A 22,861-nucleotide genomic window follows, 5' to 3' on the forward strand; every position below is an offset into this window, starting at 1 on the left:
GCTTATCCGATTTTGCGGGCGGTGTTGATGACGTTCACGCCGTTGAAGCGGGTAGTGCTGGAGCCATGGCTTACCGCGGAGCTTTGGCTGGGCTGACCCTTGCCGTCGTTGAAAAAGCCCGCAAACCGGTAGTCCGACTGGTCGCAAACTGCAGCACAGCTGTTCCAGAATTCCAGAGTATTGGTCTGGTAAGCTACGTCTTCGAGCATACCGGCAATTTTACCTTTCTCGATGGCGTAGAATACCTGCCCGCCGAACTGGGAGTTGTAGCGCTGCTGGTCGATGGAGAAGGAGCCGTTGCCGGCTATGTAGATGCCCTTGTCCACGCCCGCAATCATCTGGTCCACGCTCATCTTTTCGGTGCCGGGGCGCAGGCTCACGTTTGGCATGCGCTGGAACTGCACGTCCTGCCACGACTGCGAATAGCAGCACCCATCCGACTCATTCTGCCCCACGATATGGGCTTGGTCGCGGATCTTCTCGTAATCCACCAGGATACCGTTTTTGATCAGGTCCCACTGCTTGGTTTTCACCCCTTCGTCGTCGTAGCCGACCGCGCCCAGGGAACCGGGCTGCAGCTTATCGGCCACTATGTTTACCTGCTTCGAGCCGTAGGGCTGACCTTTGGCCTTCCACTCCATGGTAGCAAACGAGGTACCGGCGTAATTGGCCTCGTAGCCCAGCACGCGGTCCAGCTCCAGCGGGTGACCCACCGACTCGTGGATGGTCAGGCCCAGGTGGTGGGGGTCCAGCACGAGGTCGTACTTGCCCGGGATTACCGATTTGGCCGTGATTTTCTCCTTGGCTTGCTTGGCGGCGCGGGCGGCGTCCTCCAGCATATCATAGCTGTACTTGTAACCCACCACGTCGGACCCTTGCGGGCCCGCTACCTTGTCTTCAGCCTTTGGGGTGAGGTACTCGTAGCCCATGCCCATGGGCGAGCTCAAGGACTGTCGGCTGCGGAACTTGCCGGAGCTGCGGTCCACCACCGTTACCCCAAACGTGGGGAAAATGCGGTGAATGTCCTGGTCGATGTAGGAGCCGTCGGTGGAGGCAAAGTACTTCTGCTCGTTCACCTGGAACAACACCGAATTCACGAAGGAAGCGCCGTTTTCCATGGCCTTGGCGTTGGTAGCCAATAGCAGATCCACCTTATCCTTAATCGGCACTTCAAAGGCATTCTGCTTAATAGGAGCCTTCCATGATACCTCGCCGTAGCCTTTCTGGGGCGCTAGCTTCACCTGTTCCTTCTGTACCTTAGAGTTAGCCTTGGCAATCTGCACGGCCAGCTGGGCGGCCTTGGCCATGCCAGCCTCCGTCACTTGGTTGGTGGCCGCGAAGCCCCAGGTACCGTTGGCAATAACGCGCACCCCAGCCCCGTAGCTCTCAGAGTTCACAATGTTCTGCACCTGCTTCTCGCGGGTAAACACGCCCTGGTTAAGGTAGCGCCCAATGCGCACGTCGGCATAGGTAGCACCGGCCGATTTGGCCGCATTCAGGGCCGCGTCGGAGAGGCGTTTTTTTACCGCTACGTCTACCCCTTCCAGAAAGCGGGCCGGGTCAACGGGGTTGCCACCCAGGCTGGGCAGCGAGGGTAGCCAGAGCGCCCCGGCCGCCAGGCCAGTTACGCCCACAAAATCACGTCTGTTCAAAGGAGTAGATGTTGGAAGTGAGAAGTAGGGTTGAAGCTAAGGAGTAAGCATGGTGCCGAAAGCGCCTTGCTGCTCAAATGATGCGATGATTTTTTCTTCCAGCGGCGTCCGCTTCACAGCGGAGTTGTTTTGCCAGAAAGCAGCATTATATGATGTTGCCTTAATGGCTTCTAAGTCGGTAATACCTTTCTTAGCCGGCAGATATGTGACAGAACTAGGCGCTTCGCGTTGACTATCGTAGAGAAATAGAAAAGAAGAAGCCTGCACGGGTACGTCAGCTTTAATAGGGCGGTGTAGAATGCCGCGGTACTCTACTTTTACATGGTCCAGAATGGGGGCTCCGGCAACTACCGGACGAAATACCCACTCCAGGGTAGATGTCTGTCCGGTAAGTTTGAAGGCAGGGTTATTCACCTTCACATTGAGAGCCTGGGTAGTGGTGCGGTAGCGCAACACCTGATATGTAGCCGCATCAATTAACACACTGCCGTATTCGTTTTCCGGCTGCGCTTTATTGCGGAAGCCAATTTCCACCAGCTGACGTTCGCCATTCTCCGTTACACCAACCAACCGCAGGGTATTGTTGGCGCCCGGGTTAAGGCTTAGCGGCATTACTCCGGCCGACGAGTCTGCGGTGAAGGCGGCCATGGCTATACTGCGGGTATAAAGTGAGAAGTCCTTGAAATTGAGCAGCGCCTTCTTTTTGGCGTAGCGTCCCTGCGCCATGGCGGTGCCTTCCACTCCGGCATTGCCCGATTTCGCCTGCCAGATCATCTCCTGTACTTCAGTAGGGTCTTGGTCGAGGGTAGTAATTTGGCGGTAAAAGGCTTGGCTGTAGCTCTTTTGCTCCTGGGTTCGTTGCAACTGCCGGTAAGCCTTTTTAAGCACTTCTGTTGTGTAGCTGCCCAATTGTACCTCGGGCAAAGCAACGGTGTTAGGTTGCAGCCGCACTAATACGAGCTGTGTCCCTGTCACCGTTAGGGTATCGGTGCGGTGGCTTAGCTCCGAGACTAGTAGCCGGCCCGGCAGCTTTGCCCTTGGTAGTTTAAACTCGCCCTCCGCATTGCTGCTAGTGCCCTGAGTGGTGCCCATAAGGCTCACGCTAGCATACGAAACGGGCTGGCCCGTCTGCGCATCCAGCACCTTACCAGACAAGTCCTGACCAGAGGCGCTCCAGCTGATGAAGGGTAGCAATCCTACCCAGAGGCAAGAGCGAATAGTAGGCATAATAACTTACTGGTATAGAGTAGAAAAATACGAATGCAACTGCTTGGATAACCTTGTGGCGGACGCTCCTATCATAGTATAACCTGGGCAACGCAACTGGTCGCGTCGCCCAGGTTAAAGCATGGCCTACACCGCGTCTGACAGACTTGTAAACGTGAAGTCGCGGATCTTGAGCGGGGGCACTAGGTTGCCACCTACCCGCACCGGCTTGCCAATAGCCTCCAGGTTGTTGAGCATGATAATCGGCGACTCGTTGAAGCGGAAGTTCTTCACGGGGTGCTTAATCTTGCCGTTCTCAATGTAGAAGGTTCCGTCGCGGGTGAGGCCGGTGTAAAGCAGCGTCTGCGGGTCAACGGGGCGGATGTACCACAGGCGCGTTACCAGGATACCACGCTGGGTGCCTTTGATGAGGTCGGCGGTGCTTTGAGAGCCGCCTTCCATAATCCAGCCGCCGGGGCGCGGAATGTCGGGGATGCCGGCTTTCTGAGCCCAGTAGCGCGAGGTGTACAGGTTTTTTACTACCCCCTTCTCAATCCAGGTAATCTTCTGCTGGGGGCGGCCGTCACCCGAGAAGGTGAGGTCGGCAATTTCGGGGTGGGTAGGGTCGGAGTAGATGGTTACCCGCTCATCGAACAGCTTTTCGCCTTTGCGGTTACCGCCGCCTTTTTTGCTCAGGAAGGAGCGGCCTTCGTCGGCGTTACGGGCGTCGAGGGCGCCCATCAGGGCCGCCAGCAAGGAGGCGTCGGTGTTGGCCACCAGGGCCGCGGGCTCCAGAATAACCGTGTACTTGCCGGGCTCCAGGGCCTGGGCATTGCGCGAGCCAGCGGCTTTGTCGGCGGCAATCTGGGTCAGGCGGCGAGCATCGAACTTGCTAGAATCGTTGTAGTCAGCGGTGGCATAGCCCGAGCCGGTACCATCCGGCGTGCGCACTGTGATGCTAAACTCCAGGCCCGATACCTGCTGGTAGGCTTCGAGGCCCTTGCTGTTGCGCTTGGCCACGAAACCAGCCGAGTCATTCAGGAAAGCTGCGGAAGTCAGCTTCTTTTCGTCGCAGAGCTTCATGCTGGCACCCACCTGGGTAGCGCGGTAGTCGGGCGTAATGTCGGCAGTAGATTTAGCGAAGCTTTGGGGCGAGGCCAGGTACTTCTGGGGGCCCAGCAGGGGCATGTACTCAGGGCTTTCCGGAGCGAGGCGGGCAATTTCCTCGGCCCGCTGCACGCAGTTGCGCAGGGTAGCGTCGTCGAACTGGTTGCAGGTGGCTACCCCCGAGCGTTTGCCAAACCGCGACTCCACGGTGAGGGCCACGTTATCGATGCCGCCGCTGGTGCTGATGGCGTTGCGGGCCGAGCGCACGTTGCCGCCCGTCTGGCCGTTCAGCGTGGCTTCACACTCGTCGGCTTTGCTGAAGCTCAGCACCTTTTTCAGGATAGCCTGGGCTTCGGTTTGAGAAAGTATTGCCATATAGGTTGATATGCTGATGGTGGGCTAGCTTCGTGGAGAAGCTAACAGGGCCACCGATTATCCAATTTTGCGGGCAGTATTGATGACGTTCACGGCGTTGAAGCGGGTAGTGGCGGAGCCGTGGCTCACGGCCGATACCTGCGGGGGCTGGCCCTTGCCGTCGAAGAAGGAGCCGAACAGGCGGTAGTCATTCTGGTCGCAGATGGCAGAGCAGCTGTTCCAGAATTCTACCGTGTTGGTTTGGTAGGCCACATCTTCGAGCATGCCGGCAATTTTGCCTTTCTCAATAGCATAGAACACCGTGCCACCAAACTGAGAGTTGTAGCGCTGCTGGTCAATAGAGAAGGAGCCGCGGCCGGCAATGTAGATGCCCTTATCCACATTGCTGATCATCTGATCTACGCTCATTTTCTCGGTGCCCGGCTTGAGGCTGATGTTGGCCATGCGCTGGAACTGCACATCTTCCCACGACTGCGAATAGCAGCACCCATCCGATTCGTTTTGGCCCACGATATGGGCTTGGTCCCGAATCTTTTGGTAGTCTACCAGCTTGCCGTCCTTGATGATGTCCCACTGCTTGGTTTTCACGCCTTCATCGTCGTAGCCTACAGCACCCAGGGAGCCAGGCTGCAGCTTATCGGCTACAATGTTGACGAGCTTCGAGCCGTAGGGCTGGTTTTTTGCTTTCCATTCCTGGGTAGCGAAAGAGGTGCCAGCATAGTTGGCCTCGTAGCCCAGCACGCGGTCCAGCTCGGTAGCGTGGCCGATGGTTTCGTGGATGGTCAGGCCCAGGTGGTTCGGGTCGAGCACGAGGTCGAACTTGCCCGGCGTTACCGATTTGGCCGTGATTTTCTCCTTAGCCTGCTTCGCGGCCAGGGTGGCATCTTCCAGGATATCGTAGCTGTACTTGTAGCCCACCAGGCCCGTACCGGCGGGGCCGGCAATTTTGTCCTGCGCTTTGGGCTGCATGTACTCGTAGCCCATGCCCATGGGTGAGCTGAGGGCTTCGCGGGTACGGAACTTGCCCGAAGCCCGGTCAATAGCCGTCACGCCGAGCGTCGGCCAGATGCGGTGCACGTCCTGGTCGATGTAGGAACCGTCGGTGGAGGCGAAATACTTCTGCTCGTTGATCTGGAACAGGGCCGAATTCACGAAGTTGGCGCCGTTGTCGAGGGCCTTGGCGTTGGCCGCCAGTAATAGGTCTACCTTGTCCTTGATGGGTACCTCAAAGGCGTTTACCTGAATTGGGGTTTTCCAGGTCACCTCGCCATAGCCTTTCTGCGGAGCCAGCTTCACGGGCTCTTTCTGCACTTTGGCGTTGGCCTTGGCAATCTGCACGGCCAGCTGAGCGGCCTTGGCCATGCCCGCTTCCGTAACTGTATTGGTGGCCGCGAAGCCCCAGGTGCCGTTGGCAATAACGCGCACCCCAGCCCCGTAGCTTTCTCCATTGGCAATGTTCTGCACCTGCTTTTCGCGGGTGAAGATGCTCTGGTTGAGGTAGCGCCCGATACGCACGTCAGCATACGTGGCACCGGCCGATTTGGCCGCGTTCAGGGCCGCGTCGGCTAGGCGTTTTTTGATGGCCGGGTCCACCTGTTCGAGCAGGCGGGCGGGGTCTATCAGCTCGCCGCCGAAGCCCGGAACCGAGGGCAGAAACATGGCCCCGGTAGCGAGGCCGGTCAGCCCCACGAAGTCGCGTCGTTTCAAGAAGGTAAAAGTTTGGGTGATGGAGGAATGGAAAGCAAAGGAAAATGCAGGCCGGAGGCCCGCCAATTGTAACCAATTGACGCAACTACCGTAGCGGGGCTGCATTATAGGCAAAGAACCTCGGAATTCGTTGCCAATTCCTTAATCAATCAGCCGCAAAAGTTCATTTGCTATCTGCTGCCAGGGCTGGCTAAGGTCCAGCGTGATGATGCGCACGGGGTGTCCCCCTAGACTGTAGCGCACATCCAGAGCTTGGGCCGCGGCTGGGTACAGCAGAATGCCTTCTAATTGCTGCTCAGGGGCTATGGGCTGATTTTGCAGGTAGGCGTAGAGCTGGTAGAGGTGGGGCGAAATCAGCTTTTGCTGGTTGTAGCGGGGCTTAAGGGCCGCTGCGTAATATTTGGTATCCAGAATAATTTTTCGCTCTGGACTTTCGAGCGAGGTATCGGTAATCATGGTAGGTAGCAGATGCAGGGCATCGGGTGCTTCGGCTTCGGCCTGCCACTGAATCGTTTCGCTCAATACCCGAAACCGGCGCTGCTCCAGGCGGTAAAAATTGCGCACGAACTGCTCGAAAATACGCGCCATCAGGGTCTCGTCGCGGCGGAAGTCGCGGAAGCGGGTAGCCCCGGTTGCATCTGGGGTGGGTAGAGCGCTCTGATAAATTAGCTCACACACACTCAATAAGAAGCCCAACTGCCCGACCGGCCTCAATCGCCGCACAGCGCGCAACGTAGCGGCAGTAGGCAACTCGGGTGTTACTGCTGCTGGGAAGCGGCGCATTACTACCCGTACTTCGTGGCGCAAGGCAGTTGGCAAACTGCGGGTGCGGCTGAGCTGCTGTAGAGTGCCCAGCACTAAACGAGTTAGCGCTGTATCGGGTCCTAACTCATCAAACTCGCACACTATCCGCCCGCGCCGTAGCAGGTCGCGGCTAAGGGTAGGAGCCAGTTGCACGCGGCCCCGCAACTCTCCTAGTTCCTCAGTGCGCTCTGTATAAGCTACCGGCAGCCCCTGCCGCAACTGCCGGCGGGTAGCCACAAGTAGTACACGCGTAAGCAGCTCCAGGGGCCGATGAAACGCGCCAGTTTCCGTTGCCAGCAGTTCCTCTCGCTCCGGCAGCCGGTTCCAGGCGTAGCATAGCAGGTAGTAGAGGTTCTGGATAGGAATCATTTGGTAAACTACTTGGCCAGCAGCTTCTTTTTTTGCTGAGTTGCTTTGGCCGGCTGATCGAGCCAGTAGTCGTCCAGCAAGGGCGCAATTTCTTGTTCCAGAATCAGCTGCAGCCACTCTGGGGCCGCAGCAGGAGTAGGAGGCGGCTGGCAGAAGTAGCTGTGACCGATGCAGAAATCGGGGCCCAACTCAGGATCGTCCGCAATAACCTGGTTTAGCTCCGTGAGGCGGGTAGTAAGGCGGCTGACGACGGCGGCAGGAACTTGCTGCGCCTTCAGAAAATCTTGCAGGGGTCCGCCAAACTCGGGTTCCAGATTTACGAAGGCAAAGCGGCGCCGCAGAGCATAATCCAGCGGAGTCAAGCTGCGGTCGGCCAGGTTCATGGTGCCAATGAGGTGCACGTTATCAGGCACAAAGAACGGCGGACTTCCGGCTTGCGCGTAGGGTAGGCGCACGGCATGCCCAGCCCCCCGCTTATCGGCCTCCAGTAGCAGTAATAGCTCCCCAAAAATACGAGCCACGTTGCCGCGGTTCAGCTCGTCAATTAGCAGAAAATAGGGACGTTCCGGATCCTGTGCGGCGCGGTGGCAGAAGTCTACCAAAATGCCATCCTGCAGTTGAAAACTGCCGGCGCCATCAGGTCGGAAGCCCTGCACGAAGTCCTCATAGCTATAGCTGGGGTGAAACTGTACCAACTCTACCCGGCTGGCATCGGTAGCGCCTAGCTCCAGCCAGGCCAGGCGGCGAGCCAGAAACGTTTTGCCTGTGCCGGGCGGACCCTGCAGAATCAGGTTGCGGCGCCGACGTAGGGCTGCCAAGGTCGTGTCCAGCTTTTCTTCGGAAAGAAAGAGCTCGGCTAGCGCCTGTTTCCGGTCGTAGGGCTCTGGGGCGGGCCGCTGATACGTTGGCGCGGGTTCGTGTACTTCAGAGGGGGTAGGGGCCGGCGTTGCTTCCGGCTCGTTTGCGGCATCGGGAGGGGTAGGGCGCCCCTGTTTTTTGCCCTTGGCTGGTGGGGTTTCGCGGGTGGTGCCGGTGTAAAGCTCCTGCATCTGTTCCTGAGCAGCCACGTCACCATCGAGCAAGGAGGAGTTTTCGAGGGTGGGGCGCTTGGTAGCAATGGTGAAATCGAGCTGCTCCAGCACGCGGTTGGTAGGCGCGCCGGCGGGTAGCGGCCAGGGCGCATCAGCAACGCCGGTAGCCAACCGAAACGCTAGTTGGGCCACAGCCCGCGGGGCGTAGCGCTTACCCTTGAAAACCAGATCGTACACGGTGCTCAGGGGCATACGGGGACCTTCGTGGTCCATCTGACGAAGGGCCGCAATAACCTGGTCGCGGGTAAGGTGGGTAGGGTCGAGGTCGGGAGTCGGCATCCGGTTCTAAAGTACAGGCAAAACACCGTTGCCGCCGCGTTTGCTCCCCAGGCGGTAAAATAGTGAAGTTGCGAATTTGTGAGTTGGTGGTTGGAAATAAGTAAGTAGGTAGTAAAGAAATGGCTGTCATCCTGAGCGGAGCGAAGGACCTCTACTGCTTCGTTGCGATAGTAATTACCCTTAGTAGAGGTCCTTCGCTCCGCTCAGGATGACAAGCGTATCAACTCACCATTTCACTATTTCACCACTTCCACCGTCCGCTGGATACCCAGCTTTTTCATGCGGGCCTCCAGGGTTTTAGGGTTGATGTCGAGCAGGACGGCGGCACCGTTGGGGCCACTGACGCGGCCGCTGGTGCGGCGCAGGGCTGCCAGAATATGGTCGCGCTCCTGGTCTTTGAGGGTTTTAAGCGGGCCGCCGGTTTCGGGCGTGGCGGGGGCTACCTGCGCGGCGGCCGAGAAGCCCGCAAACTCTAGAAATGGTCCCTGGCTGACGATGACTGCCTGTTCCAGTACGTGCTCTAGCTCGCGCACATTACCGGGCCAGCCATATTGGCGCAACGCTTTCAGGTCTCGCTCACGCAGTCCGCGCACGGGCTTGCCCATCTGCTTGGTGAAGCGCTCCAGGAAGTACCGCATCAGGGGCTCAATGTCGTCGGGCCGCTCGCGTAAGGCCGGCAGCCGGATGAGAAACACATTGAGGCGGTAATATAAGTCGGCGCGGAAGTGGCCGGCAGCTACCTCATCTTCCAGCACCCGGTTGGTAGCCGCAATAACCCGCACATCGGTATGAATAACGCGCCGGCCGCCAATGCGCTCAAACTCCTTTTCCTGCAATACCCGCAGCAGCTTGGCTTGCAAGTCGAGGGGTAGTTCACCCACTTCATCCAGGAAAATGGTGCCGCCATCGGCCAGCTCAAACTTACCTATGCGCCTGTCGTGGGCCCCGGTGAAGGCGCCCTTTTCGTGGCCAAACAGTTCGCTCTCAATAAGCTGAGCAGGTAAAGCAGCACAGTTGATTTTGATGAGCGCCCGTTCCTTGCGGGGCGAGAGGTTGTGCAGGGCCCGCGCCACTAGCTCCTTACCTGTTCCGGTTTCGCCCGTAATCAACACGGTGGTATCGGTGGGGGCTACCTGTGAGAGGCGGGTGTACACCTGCTGCATCACGGCGCTACCCCCCACAAAGTCGTCGAGGCGGGCGGCGGCGGTAGTATTGATTTCGTCGATGAGGTAAGTCCGCTCCCGCTCTAGCTGAGCCCGCAGCGCGTCTATCTGCTCAAAAGCTAGCACGTTCTGGATGGCTAGCCGAATCTGCGGTACCAGGGTCTGAATCAGCTCCAGGTTTTCCTCGGTGAAAGCAAAAGGCTGGCGGCTGGCCAGAATGAGGGCGGCAGTGGGCTCGTCGCCAGTTTTCAGCGGCGCGCAGAGCAACGACTGCGTACCCCGCTCTTCGCGGATGTAGCGCAGCAGCTCGTAGCGGTTGGCCAATTCCTCTAAATCGGTGCCCACGTACACACCCGGCTTCGAAAACAGCTCCACCACTGCCTGCTGGCTGGCTTCCAGCGGCGGCATCTCGTCGGCGCGGCTCTCGTCAACGGGTGCGAAGGTGCCGTCGGGCTGTTTGTTGAACTGAGCCAGGGCTCGCACCGGGGAGCTAGGCTTGCGCACACGCACGCCAAAATAGTCGCATGGCACTACGTGGCTGATTTCGGTGGCAATGGTGCGGAATAACTCTCCTCGCTCTTTGATACTGAGCAACGCGTTATTTAGAGCTAGCTGCATGGATTTTTCCTGCTCCCGGCGAGCTATATCTTCGAAAGCCAACGTATTAGTCACCGCCACTGCTACCAAGCTTCCAATCTTTTCCAGCAAATCAATGTCGTTGGCCGAAAAGTCTGGCTGGCGCCGGGCCACCAAGGACAGCAGCCCCACAAAGTGGCCACCCGTGCGCAGCGGCACTACCACCGAGTAGCGCATGCCTTTGTCGAGAAGGGCACAGAAGGGCTGGTAGTCCGGATAGCTGGTAAGCAGTTCCTGCAGGTCGTACTGCTGCAGGCCATGTTGACGCACAAATAGCTCGATGGGCGTATTTTCAATAGGGCCGCGCATAGGCTTACCACCACCGGGGCCAGATTGGTGGGGTAGCAGCAACTCGCCTAGGTAGTCGCGCAGAAATACACGACGATACTGCTGCTCAGCATCGAGAGTCAGAATGGTGATGGCGTCGAAGGGGAAAATTAGGCGCAGCTTTTCCGTGACGCTCCGGAACAAGTCCTCTTTATTTCGGGTGGTAGCAATGGCATCATTCAGATACAAAAGCAGCGAATCATCTTGGTCTGGCATGGCAAAGCGCTACAGTTAAGATAAAGCAGAAGTGTAGTAAATATTGCTTAAATATCAGGAATAACATTGAGGATATCCTTATATATAAGGAAAAAAGCACAATGTGTACAAAGTGCAATTGGCAGTGTACAAAAAATATTTTCGGCCTTTACGAGCTCTAAAGAGGGTTTTCTCTGAAGATTAAAATGATTTTAACGGGTTGGCACGTGGTTAGGTAAAAGGCGAATATCCTTAAGCTGTTTTTGATATGCTTTTCCGACCACAATATGCTGCACCGCTACTCGCGACCTTGGGGTTGCTGGTAGGTAGTGCGGCCCATGCCCAAGTACCCATTGCTACCGCAACGGCGGGTGACTCCTTGACGCTGGAAACTACCGTTCGCTCGGTGTTGGATGCCAACCCGGCCATCAATGCTCTGCAAGAAGAAGTAAACCAAGCTCAAAGCCGCCTCGAAGAAAGCCGTACCTATTTGCGCCCGGTAGTAGAAGGTACGGTGAGTTACACCCGCATCGACCCGGTAGTAAAAATTCCGCTTGGCGACGCCACCTTCCAGCTAGCGCCGGCCAACAACTACGATGGCCACGTAACGGCCCGCTACACGGTGCTCGACTTTGGTCGCGCCAATGCTGCCATTGAAGCAGCCCGGAGTCGAACTCTTACGGCCGCCGACCAAATCAACGTAACCCGCCGCGACCTAGCGTTTGCTGCCGCCCAGAGCTACTATGGTATTCTGTTTGCTCGCGAAGCCATTCGGGTGCAGGATGCCCAAATTGCTTCCCTGCGCCAGCACCAGCGTGAAATGGAGAAGCGGGTACAGGGTGGGGTCAGCACCAACTTTGATGTGACGACTACCCAGGTGCGCATTGCCCAGGCTCAGGACCGCAAAATCGACCTGCAGAACCAACTCCGCAACCAAGAGATTCAGCTAGCCCGCCTGCTACACCGTCCTGAGTCGGAAGTGGTGCCAGTGCGCGGCCGCTTTGAGTACAACCCCCAAGCCGTGGACGTGGCCGCGGCCCTAGCTAAAGGCGCCGAAAACCGCCCTGAGGTTCGTTTGGCCAAGGATGCAGAGGCTTCGGCTACTGCACAGCTGCGCGTAGCCGAAACCAGCAACAAGCCTACCCTAAACGTGGTGGCTCAAGCTGGCGGCAAAAACGGCTACATCGTGCCTAATCTGGAGCGCGTCCGCTTTAATACGGTAGCCGGTGCCCAGCTAAACATCCCGATTTACGATGGCGACCGGAACCGTTATCAGCGCCTTGCGGCTCAGTCGGCTATTAAAGGAGCACAGGCTCGCACCCAGGACACGCAGGAGCAAGTGCGCGCCGATGTATTGCAGGCTGTGAACAACATGCAGTCGAGTACCGCGCGCTACGATAACTCTGAGGTCCAAATCAGTCAGGCAGCCGACGCGCTTACCCGCGCTCAGGCTCGCTACCGCTACGGCGTAGGTAGCAACCTTGATGTGCTGGACGCCGAAACGCAGCTGGCTCAGTCGCGCCTTTCGCGCCTGCAGGCCATTTACAACTACACCCTCGGCCAATACCAGCTCCGCCGGGCTACCGGCGAGCAGATTTGGTAACGATGAATGGGTAGAGATGAGGGCATGCGTGAGTTGCTTTTTCGGGCTCCTTATTCGCTCCATCACTTCACTCATTTACTCAACTGCTCATCCACTGTATGACCATCCTGTGTCCGATTGATTTTTCTGCCGCAACGGAGGCGGTGGTGAAGTACTCGGCCGCGCTGGCGGCGGGTACGGGTGCTGAACTACGGCTGCTGCATGTGCTGGAGCCGGAACCTCGCGCTACCACGGCTCCCGTGAACGATGTAGAACTGGCTCAGCGGCTGGCTCGGCATCGGGAAGTGGCGCTGGCCACTGGTGCTCAGGTGACTACGGCCATCGTTTCGGGTAGCGCCTCGCGAGAAATCGTAGAGGAAGCCCGGCGCCATCCGGCTGATATTATTGTTATAGGTGCTCATGGCCAAACGGGCCTTACGCGCTTTCTGATGGGTAGTACTGCGGAAACAGTAGTGCGCACCGCCCCGTGCGTGACGCTGCTGGTAAAGCCTGGCTGCCCGAATGCATACCGCCAATCGGCGTAATTAATAGAGGTAGGAAGTGGGCTTTGCCCTACTACCTGCCTTTCCCCAACAACCCCCGACACCGAACAACCAAGTACCCATATGGCAACTCCCGTTCAACACGATCCGGCCGTAGCGCCTACCTCATCTGCCGCTTACGAGCCGGTGGTGGAGGAACAAGAAGGTCGCTCGAAGCGCCCGATTATCTTTATTATTCTGGCCCTGCTGCTGCTGGTAGGTGGCTACTTCGGCTACCAGCGCTACCAATTTGGGCAAACCCACGAGGATACCGATGATGCCCAGGTAGAAGGCGACGTGTATCCCATTCTGCCCCGCGTATCTGGCCCGGTGCTGGAAGTGAAGGTAGAAGATAACCAGCAGGTGAAAAAAGGCGACGTACTGGTAACCGTTGACCCCGCCGACTATCAGCAGCGTGTAAACGCCGCTGAGGCTGCCTTAGCCGCCGCCCAGGCTAACGTGGTAGCCGCCCGCGCTGCCGTAGGTACTGCCCAAGCCAACGTAAGCACCGCTCAGGCCACCATCGGCGTTAGTGATGCTAACCGTGCCCGCCTGGAGAAAGACCTGAAGCGCAGCCAGTTTCTGCGTAAAGAGGACATCATCCCGCAAAGCGAGTACGACGCCGTACAGGCCAACCTGAAATCGACGACGGCCCAGCGCACTACTGCCCAGCAGCAAGTGCGTGTAGCCCAGCAGCAGGTAGAAGCCGCCCGCCAGCAGGTAGCCGTAGCGGAAGCCGTAGTAAAGCAGCGCCAGGCCGACCTCGATAACGCTCGTTTGCAGCTGAGCTACACCATCATTACGGCTCCGGCCAATGGTATTGTAAGCAAGAAGAACGTGCAACCCGGCCAGCTTGTAAGCCCCAACCAGCAGCTGATGGGCCTGGTAGCCAGCGGCAACACCTGGATTATCGCCAACTTCAAAGAAACCCAGTTGGAGAATATGAAAGTGGGCCAGCCAGTGGAGGTTGAGGTAGATGCTTACCCGAACGAGGAATTCTCGGGCCACATCGAGTCGCTCTCGGCAGCTACGGGTGCTCGTTTTGCTCTGCTCCCTCCCGATAACGCCTCGGGTAACTTCGTGAAAGTAACCCAGCGTGTACCCGTCAAAATCGTGCTCGATAAGGTTGACCCCGAGCACCCCCTCCGCGCCGGCATGAGCGTGGTGGCGACGGTGAAAACCAAGTAATCAATCAGTTGCCGGTTGTTAATTGCTAGCTGTTCCTATTGCAGGACTGGCAACGAACAACCGGCAACTGGCAACTGACCAAATATGGAAACCGGATTTACCAAGTGGATCATCGTCATTACGGTGGTGATGTGCTGCTTGCTGGAGCTCATTGATACCAGTATCGTAAACGTGGCCCTCACCCAGATGATGGGTAACCTCTCGGCCACGCAGCAGGAAGTAACCTGGGTAGTAGCTTCTTACGGCATTGCCAACGTTATCGTAATTCCGATGACGGGCTTTCTGGCCGAGCAGTTTGGCCGCAAAAACTACTACCTCTTTTCCGTGGTGCTGTTTACGCTGGCTTCTATGGCCTGCGGACAAAGCACGAACATTTGGGAACTGGTGGCCTTCCGCTTTATCCAAGGGGTAGGCGGCGGTGCCCTGATGGCCACTTCCCAGGCTATTCTGATTGATACCTTCCCCCCCAAGCAATTGGCCTTAGGCCAAGCCCTGTTCGGCATGGGTGTGATTATCGGCCCGACGATTGGCCCGACGCTGGGGGGCTACATTGTAGATAACTACGACTGGCCCTGGATTTTCTACGTGAACGTACCGGTGGGCATCCTGGCTTCCATCTTCACCATGCTGTTCATTCGGGACCCGGAGCGCATCAAAAATGCCGTCCGGCGGCCGCTTAGCCAAATCGACTGGGCAGGTATCTTCCTGCTGATTTTGGGAGTAGGCTCGCTGCAGCTGGTGCTGGAACAGGGCGAAACGGAGGACTGGTTTGAAAGCCTCTACATCGTGACGTTCACATGTTTAGCGGTGATAGGGCTGGTAGGCTTTATTGTGCGGGAGCTAACCGCCAAAGACCCTATTGTGGATCTGCGCGTGCTTACCCGCAGCCGCAACTTGTCTATTGGCGCGTTCCTGTCGTTTGTGCTGGGCTTCGGGCTGTTTGCTTCCGTGTTCGTCTTCCCGATTTTCTGTCAGCGGATCCTGGGCTTTACGGCCGCCCAAACAGGCTTTATTCTGCTGCCCAGCGCCCTGCTTTCGGGTATGATGATGCCCATTGTGGGTAAGATGATTCAGGCCGGCGTACCGCAGAAGTTTATGCTGCCGGTAGGCTTTGGCATCTTCTTCATCTTCTCTTACTGGATGAGCACGCAGCTTTCGCCTACTGCCGGCGAGCATGATTTCTTCTGGCCCCTAATGCTGCGCGGCTTCGGGCTGGCGCTGCTCTTCCTACCCATCACCACAATGTCGCTTTCCGGCATCAGTGGGAAGGACGCGGGCCAGGCGGCCGGCCTCACGGGTATGATTCGTCAGTTGGGCGGCTCATTTGGGGTAGCGCTGGTGGGTACCTACCTGGAGCGCTCGGTGGCTAAAAACCGGGTGGCCTTGCTACCCAACATCTCTCTCTACGACCCCGAAACGCAGCAGCGTCTGCAGGCCTTCACGGCCAGCTTTATGGCCAAGGGTGCCAGCTTCGTGCAGGCCCAGCAGCAGGCCTACGCAGCCCTGGAAGGCACCCTGATGAAGCAGGTTTCCATTATCACCTATGGTCAAATCTTCCTGATGATTGGCACCTTCTTCCTGATTTGCGTGCCTCTGGTGCTCATTATTAAGCGCCCCAAACCTGGCGAGAAAGTAGACCTCAACGCTGCTCACTAACCCGTAAGCAGCACCCCCGGAGAAATGCTTGTTTAACCACTGCTTCTCCATGCAAAAGCCCCGGCAATGTTGTTGCCGGGGCTTTTTACATATAACCAGGGGTAGGAAACCAGCGTCAGAAAGCCCAGCCAACGTTCAGCCCCGATGATACTTTCAGGGGGCTTTCCTTGTCGGCGGTGCCGGTGTATTGGTCGTTGGCGTCGTAGGTTTTTTCGGTTTTGTTGCGGTAGCCCAGGCCGGTAAACACATCGACCACGAAGTGCCGGCCCAGCACCTCCTGAAAGCCGAAGAGCAGGTTGTAGTTGTGGTTGGTGGTTTTGATGCCGAAGCGGATGCCCAGGTCCTTCACCTCGGAGTGGTAGGTGGCTGTGGTGTAGGAGTAGTGAGGCGAGAGGTAAAAGCCCTCCGGCGCTGGCTTATGCTTGGTGAGGTAGTGCTTGTATTGCACCTGAAAGCGGTGCCCTTGGGTGTGGGTCTTCACCTCCGTCCAGGCAACGTGGCCGTAGCCGTTGGTGACCAAGGCCGTAGTAATAGCCGCGCTCAGGGCTGCTCCGCTAATAAAGTTGAAGGGGTAGTTGGTGCCCAGATAGGAGTAGCTGCCGGCTACGCTGCTGCGGTTGCCTACCACCCGCTCATAGCCCAGCCTCGACTCCACGGAAAAGGGCAACTGACCATGAATCCAGCCTAGAGGTGCCAGTTTAATGATGTTTCGCTTGGGTGCGGGTAAGCCAGCATTTTGGCCAATGGCGGTGCCGCTCAGCAGCAGACACACCACGAAGACACCGCCCCACCGGGCAGGTAGAGCAAAAGACATTAGAAAAAAGTAAGCGTGACGTCAAATACAGGGGGTAGCGTGAAGCAAAAATCAACAGACCGCGCCGGGCACAAAGCAGCCCCTGGCTTCACTATGCGTAGTAAAGCCAGGGGCTGAGGGCAACGTAGTGGCTATTGGTACTGAATGTACAGCGGCTTGGGGTTCAGCTCGGCCAACACTTCCTTGGGGGTCATGATGTGGTGGGGAGCGGGCCGTGCATCGTACTCATAGAAGAGCTTGAAGCCAGTATACTGCACGGGCTGCTTCTCGATGTACGCTTTGTAGGAGTCCTTTTTCAGGGTTGGGTTGCCCCAGCCGTCCATGTGCATCACTACCTGTACCCGGGGGTCAAGCTTGATGTTTTTGTAGTTGGTAATCATGCCCTGGGTGAAGCGGTGTACCGTCAGCACCTTCGGCGGGAGCTTGTTCTCGCTCACGATGCGGGCCAGAAAGTTGATGGCGTAGTTCACGTCCTTGGCATCGTAGGTCCCGATTTTCTTGCCGGGGCGCACGCCTTTGGTCTGCATAGCAAACTCCGGGTCGATGCCCATGTGCACAATAGGGTCTTTCAGCCAGGGCTCCAGCTTGTGCAGTTCGTGCTCCAGGTCCGAAAGGCCCACCTGCACGTCCAGAAACACGATGCAATTGTTGTCCTTGGCCCACTGAATCGTTTCGTCGATGGTGGATTTAGAGTTCATCAGGCGGTACTTGCCGTCCTTGCCGGCGGCCGCCTGGGCCGTGATGGTTACGCTGTGCAGGGCCGGCTGAATGGGTAGGCTGGGGTCAGCCTCTTGCCACTCCTTTTGCACTTTCCGGAACTTGGCCAGCATCTGCTCCTTCGGCTCGCGGCCCAGAATACCCATGCCTTTCGCGCGGATGTTGCCGTAAAACGCCACGATGCGGTGACCAGGCAGGATAGCCCCGGGCAGCTGTCCGTTCTTCTTGGCAATAGAGTCGGCCTTGAGCGAGTCGCGCATCATGGCTTGGCGCTTCAGCGCCACGGTGTCCACCACAACCGGCTTGGTTGTATCGGCCGCAGCCGCGGTGTTTTCAGATTCGGTGCCCGAGCGGGAGCCGCAGCCGGGTAGAGTAGTCAAAGAAAGAGCAAGGCCCAGGGTGGTGAGACCAGCGCCAAAAACAGAAAAATGCCGCACGGATGAACGTAAATAAGAGAGAGTTGCCGGAAAGTTACATGTTTCCCGGCGCAGCTACGGTGCGGCTGCCCGTAATTTTTGTGGAGCTTACTGGCAGCTCACTACCCATGTTTCTACACCAATAGCTGAAATCCCTACCTCTTCATTGATATTGAATGTAGAGCGGGGTAGGCGTTAGGGCGGCTACCTCCCGGGGCGTCATCAGGCGCGACTCCCCTTTGCGGTCGTTGCGGTAGAAAATCTTGAACCCTGTGTATTCCACGGGCTCTTTCCGGATGAATTTGCGGTAGGAGCTGCGCTTGATGCTAGGCGTGCCCCATCCATCCATGTGCATAACAATCTGCACCCGGGGGTCGAGCTTGATATCCTGGTAGTTAGTGACCATATCCTGGCGGAAGCGGTGCACTACCAGCACTTTGGGTGGGAGGCCGTTCTCGCTGACCAAGCGGGCCAGATACTGCCGGGCATAGTTGATGTCCTCAGCGTCGAACTCGCCTACCTCCGTGCCAGGTCGCCGCCCCGATTTCATAGAGAACTCCGGGTCGATGCCGAGGTGCACGAAGGGTAGGCGCAGGTATTTTGCCAGAGGTGGCAACTCATGCTTCAGGTCCGAAAGGCCTACCTGCACATCCAGAAAAACGAGCGTGTTATGCTCCTGGCCCCACTTAATCACCCGCCGAATGGTACTGTCGGGCAGGGCCAGGCGGTACTTGCCATCGGCTCCGGAGTCGCGCTGGGCAATAACGGCAATCAGGTGTAAGGCCGGGCGCACGGGTAGCGAGTCGGCCCGCTGCCATTCGGCGGCCTGCTTGTTTAGCCGGGCCAGCATCTGGTCTTTCGGCAACTCGCCCAGAATGCCCATGCCCTTGTGCAGAGGGTTGCCATAAAAGGCTACAATGCGGCTGTCGGGCAGCACTGCCCCTGGCAGCTGCTCGCCGGCACGAGCAATAGAGTCGGCGCGTAGAGAGTCGCGACGCACTAGCTCACGCTTCTGCAAGGCCGTAGCGGCCGGGCTTTGTTTAGGCTTCCGGTCGGGCTGGGAGTTGCATGATGCTAAGCCCAATACTACCAGTAGCAAGCACAATAGCCGGCGTACTGAAGCCAGCCACAATCCGTCAGAAGAAAAAGGAAATTCCAGAGAGTAGCACATCAACGCACGAGTCAGACCAAAAACCGTTGGAGGTCGCCTTTGGGGTAACCGACCTCCCGCGGCTTTAGTTATGATATTCGGAAGCCGTTAAGATAAACTACCCCACAAAAAAGCCGCCGCCTGAAGTAGAACAGACGACGGCTTCAGGACAAAACGCCGACTAGCATTGAGGCGCCGGGTACATGATGGGCATGAAATAATTCCCAGGAGCATTTACCCGAGCCTTCTGTAAAACAAAATTGATCGGGACGGTATAAGACACGGCTACGGGCTTGCCACCCTGGGTACCCGGTGTCCATTTGCCGGGCAGGCTGCGCACCGCCTGCAGAGCAGCCTCGTTCATTGCCTGGGCGGCAGCCTCTTGTCCCTTTGGTGCCTTTATGCCCTTCTGAAGGTCAAAGTCCTGCAACGTGCCGTCGGAGCCAACCACAAACTTGATAAATACCCGACCTTCGAGCCGGACTAACAGGGCCTCCGTCGGATACTTCAACTGGCTACCTAAGTCCTGAAGTAACTGCTCCTGGCCGCTGCCATATACTGGCATGTTTTCCACGTAGAAGTAGGGGGCGCCGGGCTGCGAGGAGAGCGTGTGGCTGCTACTTACACTTACTGCGGTAGGCTTCGAGGACGCCGTCGGTTGCTCGGCAGCTTTTTCGCAGGCCACGGTAAACAATAGCGCTACCCCCAGGGGTAGGGCCAACCACTGTTTCCAGCGGCGGACGGGTGATGTGGAAGTTAGCATGTGGATACGCGTAAGAGTGAAGGATTGCGTAAATGAATGAGTAAGAGGTAGGCGAGGGTAGAATTGCCCCAGAGCGGTCCGGGCGAGTAGGCTGGCGTAGGCTTCGGGGGTAGTGGCGGCTGGCTGGGGCTGCCGCAGGGCCGCTTCATCGGCCAGAAACTCGTGAGTAAGTGCCAGGGCCCGCGGGAAGAGGTGCACCAATGGGCACACCCAAAGCAAGGCCCGGGCTACTTCCAGCAGCAGCCGCTCCCGGGAGTGGCCTTGCCGGACGTGCGCCACCTCGTGGGCTAGTATTGCCTCTGCCTCCGCCGGAGAAAGCACAGTCGTTTCATCCCAGAACACCCATTTGCCATAAGAACTGACCGGCCGCTGCCCGCCCGTATGCACCAGCGTGTACCCAGGGCCCTCTTGCCGGGGCCAGTGGCGCGTGCTTAGCCACACCCACAACGCCTGCACCGCCAGCCTGATTAGCAGTAGTAGTGCCACGGCCCCGTAGAGCAGCAGGGCGGTTGATAGCGCATTGTCAGAAAACGACTGTAGGCCACCAGGTTGCGCGGTTATCTGCACTGTAGGCAGCAAGCCACCCGCTAGCAGGGGGCTGTTCGTTGGGAGCGCCCAGGCAGGTAGGAACTCTGGCCCTACTACCCCTAACAAAAGCGGAAACGCCAGGGCCAGCCAGGGTACTAGCAGCAGAAAGCGGCGGTTGTAGTGGAAGCACCGCTCGCGCCGCAAAACCAGGTAGTAAAACAGCCACCCAGCGCCGAGAAGCAAGGTGCTTTGGCTTAATCCGCTAAGCAGGGCGGGTAGACTCGGGGGCAGGATTGACATCGTCGGGAGGGGTAGGGGATGAGGCCTGGGCGTGGCGTAGCAGCTCATCGAGCTGGGCGGCGTCCAGGTTTTCTTCTTTCGCAAAAAAGGAAACCAGCCGTGAGAAGGACCCGCCGAAGTAGCCCCCTAACAGCTTGTGCAACGAGAAGCGGCGGTACTCGTCTTGGGCAACCAAGGCGTGGTAGCGGTGGGTGCGCCCAAAGGCCTCGTGGCCCACAAAGCCCTTCTGCTCCAGAATCCGGATGATGGTGGATACGGTGGTGTAGGCAGGGGTAGGGGCCGGCAGCTCGGGCACCACGTCCTTCACAAAGGACGGGCCGCGCTGCCACAGCACCTGCATTACCTGCTCCTCGGCGCGGGTGAGTTCGGGAAAAGAAGAGTCTGACATAAAATGGAGTTGAGAACTGATTCCTAAGTTACAACTATAAAATTAGTTTCAAAACTAAGTTTGTAGTAATGATAAAAATATGTACGTAATCCTTTCTATCAGAAAGTATAAGCGTCTGCCGCGCGGAACGAGGCCGCGGCTGCGGGTGTTCTTTCCACTACCACATCTTCCTTAATTTTCTGCTTCGTGATGCTATCTAACTTTCGCCGGTTTACCGCTGGTTGGGCTTTGGGCTTACTGACGCTCTTGCTGCCAGCTCTGGGCTGCAAAAGCAATTCGCCCGAACCGGCTGCTTCCACTACTACCCCGCCTCCGGCTCCACCGGCGCCTACTCCCGTGCTGGTTGGTAGCACCTTAATTGGAGAGTACAGCACTACCACGCTAGCTGGTCGGGTAGGCAACATTCCGCTCATTGGCTCCCTGGCGCGCTACCCCCTCAAGGTGTACCGACTCACCTATACGACGACCAATACCGACGGCAAAGCCGTTACTGCTTCGGGAGCTTTGTTGGTGCCTGTAACCAGCCAGGCCCTGCCCGTCATCAGCTACCAGCACGGCACGCTGCAGCCTGATGAGGAGAATCGGGCTCCTTCTTACTACAGCTCCAGCAGCGAGTTGTGGTCGGCGGTTTCTGTGCTGGCCTCTACGGGTTATGTGGTATCAGCCCCCGACTACATTGGCTACGGCGCATCCAAGGCGCTGCCGCACCCGTACGAGCACGGCCCGTCGCTGGCTTCAGCCTCAGCCGATATGCTGCGGGCTGCTCGGGAGTTCTGCAAGAAAGAGAACATAGCCGTTAACCAGAAAAACTTCCTGCTGGGCTATTCCGAGGGCGGTTACGCTACCATGTCGCTGCACAAGCTGCTGGAAGAGAAGTACGCAACGGAGCTGCCGGTAGCGGCGAGTGCGCCTGGCGCCGGGGCCTACCACAAAACGGCTTTCGCTCAGTACATCATGAAATCGGAGCAGCCGCTGAACTTCCTGAGCACTTACGTGTGGGTGCTGGACACCTACAACCGCGTGTACGGCCTGAACCGGCCACTGTCGGCTTACTTTAAGGAGCCCTATGCTACCCGCCTGCAGGCCGATCCGTTCAGCTCGGTGCCCAACAAAGCCTCGGACCTATTTGCCGAGCCTTTCCGCCAGGCCGTTATCAACAACACAGATGCCGCCCTCACGGCCGCTTTCAAGGATAACGATGTGTACGACTGGAAGCCCACCGCGCCGGTTGCCCTCTTCCACGGCACCGCCGACGATTATGTGCCCTACTTCAACTCCCAGGATGCCTACAATGCCATGCGTGCCCGCGGCGCTACTCAGGTGCAGCTAAAGCCTATTCAAGGCGGCAACCACTTCACTTCCGTGGCAACCTACACGTTGCAGGCTTTCGCATTCATTTCGCAATATTAAATACCCTCCAAGAGGTGGCAACAAAAAGCCCGCTTGCCATTGGCAAGCGGGCTTTTTGTTGCTGTCATTCTCTACTGAACAGCCCGCGTGCGGATTGATTCCGGCTGCAACGCCTGCCGCGCCCAGGCACCGCTCAGAGCTGCTAGGCCGCCTACCAGCCCTGCTACTACCCCACTCACCAGCGCTAAGGTCCAGGCGTTGCCACCTAGTGGTAACAGCGTTGCCAAGCGGGAGGCTAGCCGCTCGGCACCGTGGGTAGTAAACCAGGCGGCCGGTAGCCACCAGCTTAGCCCTACCCCCAGCAACCCGGCTAGAAACGCCCGACCACCGCCAAGGCGGCTCCAGGCCGCCACGCCAAAGCACACGGGCACCAGCACCCACCAGGGTAGGAAAAACTGAGCCAAGGAAGCCAGGACGAACATCAGAAGTGTGGAAAGCCAGAAGCGGGGCATGGCAGAAGGAGGTGCAGTTAGTAGGGGTAGAAAAGCAGCTTGAA

General features: G+C 57.8%; 18 protein-coding genes. 5 read left to right on the forward strand and 13 right to left on the reverse strand.

Annotated elements, in window-relative coordinates; all coding sequences use genetic code 11:
• Window positions 1-2: 2 nt before the first annotated feature.
• The 7 genes from DNI29_RS14615 to DNI29_RS14645 all read right to left on the reverse strand — a co-directional run bounded on the left by DNI29_RS14615 (window position 3) and on the right by DNI29_RS14645 (window position 10,932).
• Window positions 3-1,652, reverse strand: coding sequence for a TldD/PmbA family protein (locus DNI29_RS14615; protein WP_110978866.1), 1,650 nt, complete (start codon window positions 1,650-1,652; stop codon window positions 3-5).
• Between the two features lie 36 nt (window positions 1,653-1,688).
• Complete coding sequence (locus DNI29_RS14620) at window positions 1,689-2,879, reverse strand: carboxypeptidase-like regulatory domain-containing protein (RefSeq protein WP_110978867.1); 1,191 nt, start codon at window positions 2,877-2,879, stop codon at window positions 1,689-1,691.
• Window positions 2,880-3,005: 126 nt separating this feature from the next.
• On the reverse strand, window positions 3,006-4,340 hold the full coding sequence (locus tag DNI29_RS14625) for a TldD/PmbA family protein (protein WP_110978868.1): 1,335 nt from the start codon (window positions 4,338-4,340) through the stop codon (window positions 3,006-3,008).
• 57 nt (window positions 4,341-4,397) lie between these two features.
• Window positions 4,398-6,047 carry a TldD/PmbA family protein gene (locus DNI29_RS14630; protein ID WP_110979106.1) on the reverse strand — a complete coding sequence of 550 codons (1,650 nt, stop codon included), beginning with the start codon at window positions 6,045-6,047 and terminating at the stop codon, window positions 4,398-4,400.
• A gap of 141 nt (window positions 6,048-6,188) precedes the next feature.
• Window positions 6,189-7,220, reverse strand: a complete 1,032-nt coding sequence (locus tag DNI29_RS14635; RefSeq protein ID WP_110978869.1) for a 5-methylcytosine restriction system specificity protein McrC — start codon at window positions 7,218-7,220, stop codon at window positions 6,189-6,191.
• An 8-nt stretch (window positions 7,221-7,228) separates the two neighbouring features.
• Complete coding sequence (locus DNI29_RS14640) at window positions 7,229-8,590, reverse strand: AAA family ATPase (protein WP_162303620.1); 1,362 nt, start codon at window positions 8,588-8,590, stop codon at window positions 7,229-7,231.
• Between the two features lie 236 nt (window positions 8,591-8,826).
• Window positions 8,827-10,932, reverse strand: a complete 2,106-nt coding sequence (locus DNI29_RS14645) for a sigma 54-interacting transcriptional regulator (RefSeq protein ID WP_110978870.1) — start codon at window positions 10,930-10,932, stop codon at window positions 8,827-8,829.
• 247 nt (window positions 10,933-11,179) lie between these two features.
• Here DNI29_RS14645 and DNI29_RS14650 point away from each other — a divergent pair, with 247 nt between their 5' ends.
• The 4 genes from DNI29_RS14650 (at window position 11,180) to DNI29_RS14665 (ending at window position 15,879) form a co-directional block, all read left to right on the forward strand.
• Complete coding sequence (locus DNI29_RS14650; RefSeq protein ID WP_110978871.1) at window positions 11,180-12,514, forward strand: TolC family protein; 1,335 nt, start codon at window positions 11,180-11,182, stop codon at window positions 12,512-12,514.
• 98 nt (window positions 12,515-12,612) lie between these two features.
• The gene (locus DNI29_RS14655; protein ID WP_110978872.1) at window positions 12,613-13,038 is read left to right on the forward strand and encodes a universal stress protein; all 426 of its coding nucleotides are present in this window, start codon (window positions 12,613-12,615) and stop codon (window positions 13,036-13,038) included.
• A gap of 81 nt (window positions 13,039-13,119) precedes the next feature.
• Window positions 13,120-14,223 (forward strand): HlyD family secretion protein, encoded by a 1,104-nt coding sequence (locus DNI29_RS14660; protein WP_110978873.1) that lies wholly within the window; start codon window positions 13,120-13,122, stop codon window positions 14,221-14,223.
• A gap of 84 nt (window positions 14,224-14,307) precedes the next feature.
• Window positions 14,308-15,879 (forward strand): DHA2 family efflux MFS transporter permease subunit, encoded by a 1,572-nt coding sequence (locus DNI29_RS14665; RefSeq protein WP_110978874.1) that lies wholly within the window; start codon window positions 14,308-14,310, stop codon window positions 15,877-15,879.
• Between the two features lie 115 nt (window positions 15,880-15,994).
• Here DNI29_RS14665 and DNI29_RS14670 read toward each other — a convergent pair whose 3' ends face one another.
• From DNI29_RS14670 to DNI29_RS14690, 5 genes are all read right to left on the reverse strand, one after another.
• Window positions 15,995-16,693 (reverse strand): hypothetical protein, encoded by a 699-nt coding sequence (locus DNI29_RS14670; RefSeq protein WP_110978875.1) that lies wholly within the window; start codon window positions 16,691-16,693, stop codon window positions 15,995-15,997.
• A 131-nt stretch (window positions 16,694-16,824) separates the two neighbouring features.
• Complete coding sequence (locus DNI29_RS14675) at window positions 16,825-17,790, reverse strand: hypothetical protein (RefSeq protein WP_238388100.1); 966 nt, start codon at window positions 17,788-17,790, stop codon at window positions 16,825-16,827.
• A gap of 199 nt (window positions 17,791-17,989) precedes the next feature.
• Complete coding sequence (locus DNI29_RS14680; RefSeq protein WP_123823263.1) at window positions 17,990-18,997, reverse strand: hypothetical protein; 1,008 nt, start codon at window positions 18,995-18,997, stop codon at window positions 17,990-17,992.
• Window positions 18,998-19,157: 160 nt separating this feature from the next.
• Window positions 19,158-20,567, reverse strand: a complete 1,410-nt coding sequence (locus DNI29_RS14685) for a TonB family protein (RefSeq protein WP_162303621.1) — start codon at window positions 20,565-20,567, stop codon at window positions 19,158-19,160.
• Window positions 20,530-20,955 carry a BlaI/MecI/CopY family transcriptional regulator gene (locus DNI29_RS14690; protein ID WP_110978878.1) on the reverse strand — a complete coding sequence of 142 codons (426 nt, stop codon included), beginning with the start codon at window positions 20,953-20,955 and terminating at the stop codon, window positions 20,530-20,532. The genes DNI29_RS14685 and DNI29_RS14690 overlap by 38 nt, the downstream gene beginning before the upstream one ends.
• Before the next feature lie 189 nt (window positions 20,956-21,144).
• Here DNI29_RS14690 and DNI29_RS14695 point away from each other — a divergent pair, with 189 nt between their 5' ends.
• Complete coding sequence (locus tag DNI29_RS14695) at window positions 21,145-22,365, forward strand: alpha/beta hydrolase family protein (RefSeq protein ID WP_110978879.1); 1,221 nt, start codon at window positions 21,145-21,147, stop codon at window positions 22,363-22,365.
• A 71-nt stretch (window positions 22,366-22,436) separates the two neighbouring features.
• On the opposite strand, the gene DNI29_RS14700 is transcribed toward DNI29_RS14695, so the two are convergent.
• Complete coding sequence (locus DNI29_RS14700; protein WP_110978880.1) at window positions 22,437-22,817, reverse strand: hypothetical protein; 381 nt, start codon at window positions 22,815-22,817, stop codon at window positions 22,437-22,439.
• Between the last annotated feature and the right edge of the window lie 44 nt (window positions 22,818-22,861).

Origin of the sequence: Hymenobacter sediminis (assembly GCF_003231285.1) — a bacterium.
GTDB lineage: Bacteria > Bacteroidota > Bacteroidia > Cytophagales > Hymenobacteraceae > Hymenobacter > Hymenobacter sediminis.

Excerpts from the sequence above, each read along its gene's own strand:
- DNI29_RS14625 (WP_110978868.1), bottom strand. The coding sequence starts at position 4,340 with ATGGCAATACTTTCTCAAACCGAAGCCCAGGCTATCCTGAAAAAGGTG.
- DNI29_RS14685 (WP_162303621.1), bottom strand. The coding sequence starts at position 20,567 with ATGTCAATCCTGCCCCCGAGTCTACCCGCCCTGCTTAGCGGATTAAGC.
- DNI29_RS14665 (WP_110978874.1), top strand. The coding sequence starts at position 14,308 with ATGGAAACCGGATTTACCAAGTGGATCATCGTCATTACGGTGGTGATG.
- DNI29_RS14660 (WP_110978873.1), top strand. The coding sequence starts at position 13,120 with ATGGCAACTCCCGTTCAACACGATCCGGCCGTAGCGCCTACCTCATCT.
- DNI29_RS14645 (WP_110978870.1), bottom strand. The coding sequence starts at position 10,932 with ATGCCAGACCAAGATGATTCGCTGCTTTTGTATCTGAATGATGCCATT.
- DNI29_RS14670 (WP_110978875.1), bottom strand. The coding sequence starts at position 16,693 with ATGTCTTTTGCTCTACCTGCCCGGTGGGGCGGTGTCTTCGTGGTGTGT.
- DNI29_RS14655 (WP_110978872.1), top strand. The coding sequence starts at position 12,613 with ATGACCATCCTGTGTCCGATTGATTTTTCTGCCGCAACGGAGGCGGTG.
- DNI29_RS14690 (WP_110978878.1), bottom strand. The coding sequence starts at position 20,955 with ATGTCAGACTCTTCTTTTCCCGAACTCACCCGCGCCGAGGAGCAGGTA.
- DNI29_RS14620 (WP_110978867.1), bottom strand. The coding sequence starts at position 2,879 with ATGCCTACTATTCGCTCTTGCCTCTGGGTAGGATTGCTACCCTTCATC.
- DNI29_RS14640 (WP_162303620.1), bottom strand. The coding sequence starts at position 8,590 with ATGCCGACTCCCGACCTCGACCCTACCCACCTTACCCGCGACCAGGTT.
- DNI29_RS14695 (WP_110978879.1), top strand. The coding sequence starts at position 21,145 with ATGCTATCTAACTTTCGCCGGTTTACCGCTGGTTGGGCTTTGGGCTTA.
- DNI29_RS14635 (WP_110978869.1), bottom strand. The coding sequence starts at position 7,220 with ATGATTCCTATCCAGAACCTCTACTACCTGCTATGCTACGCCTGGAAC.
- DNI29_RS14700 (WP_110978880.1), bottom strand. The coding sequence starts at position 22,817 with ATGCCCCGCTTCTGGCTTTCCACACTTCTGATGTTCGTCCTGGCTTCC.
- DNI29_RS14680 (WP_123823263.1), bottom strand. The coding sequence starts at position 18,997 with ATGTGCTACTCTCTGGAATTTCCTTTTTCTTCTGACGGATTGTGGCTG.
- DNI29_RS14650 (WP_110978871.1), top strand. The coding sequence starts at position 11,180 with ATGCTTTTCCGACCACAATATGCTGCACCGCTACTCGCGACCTTGGGG.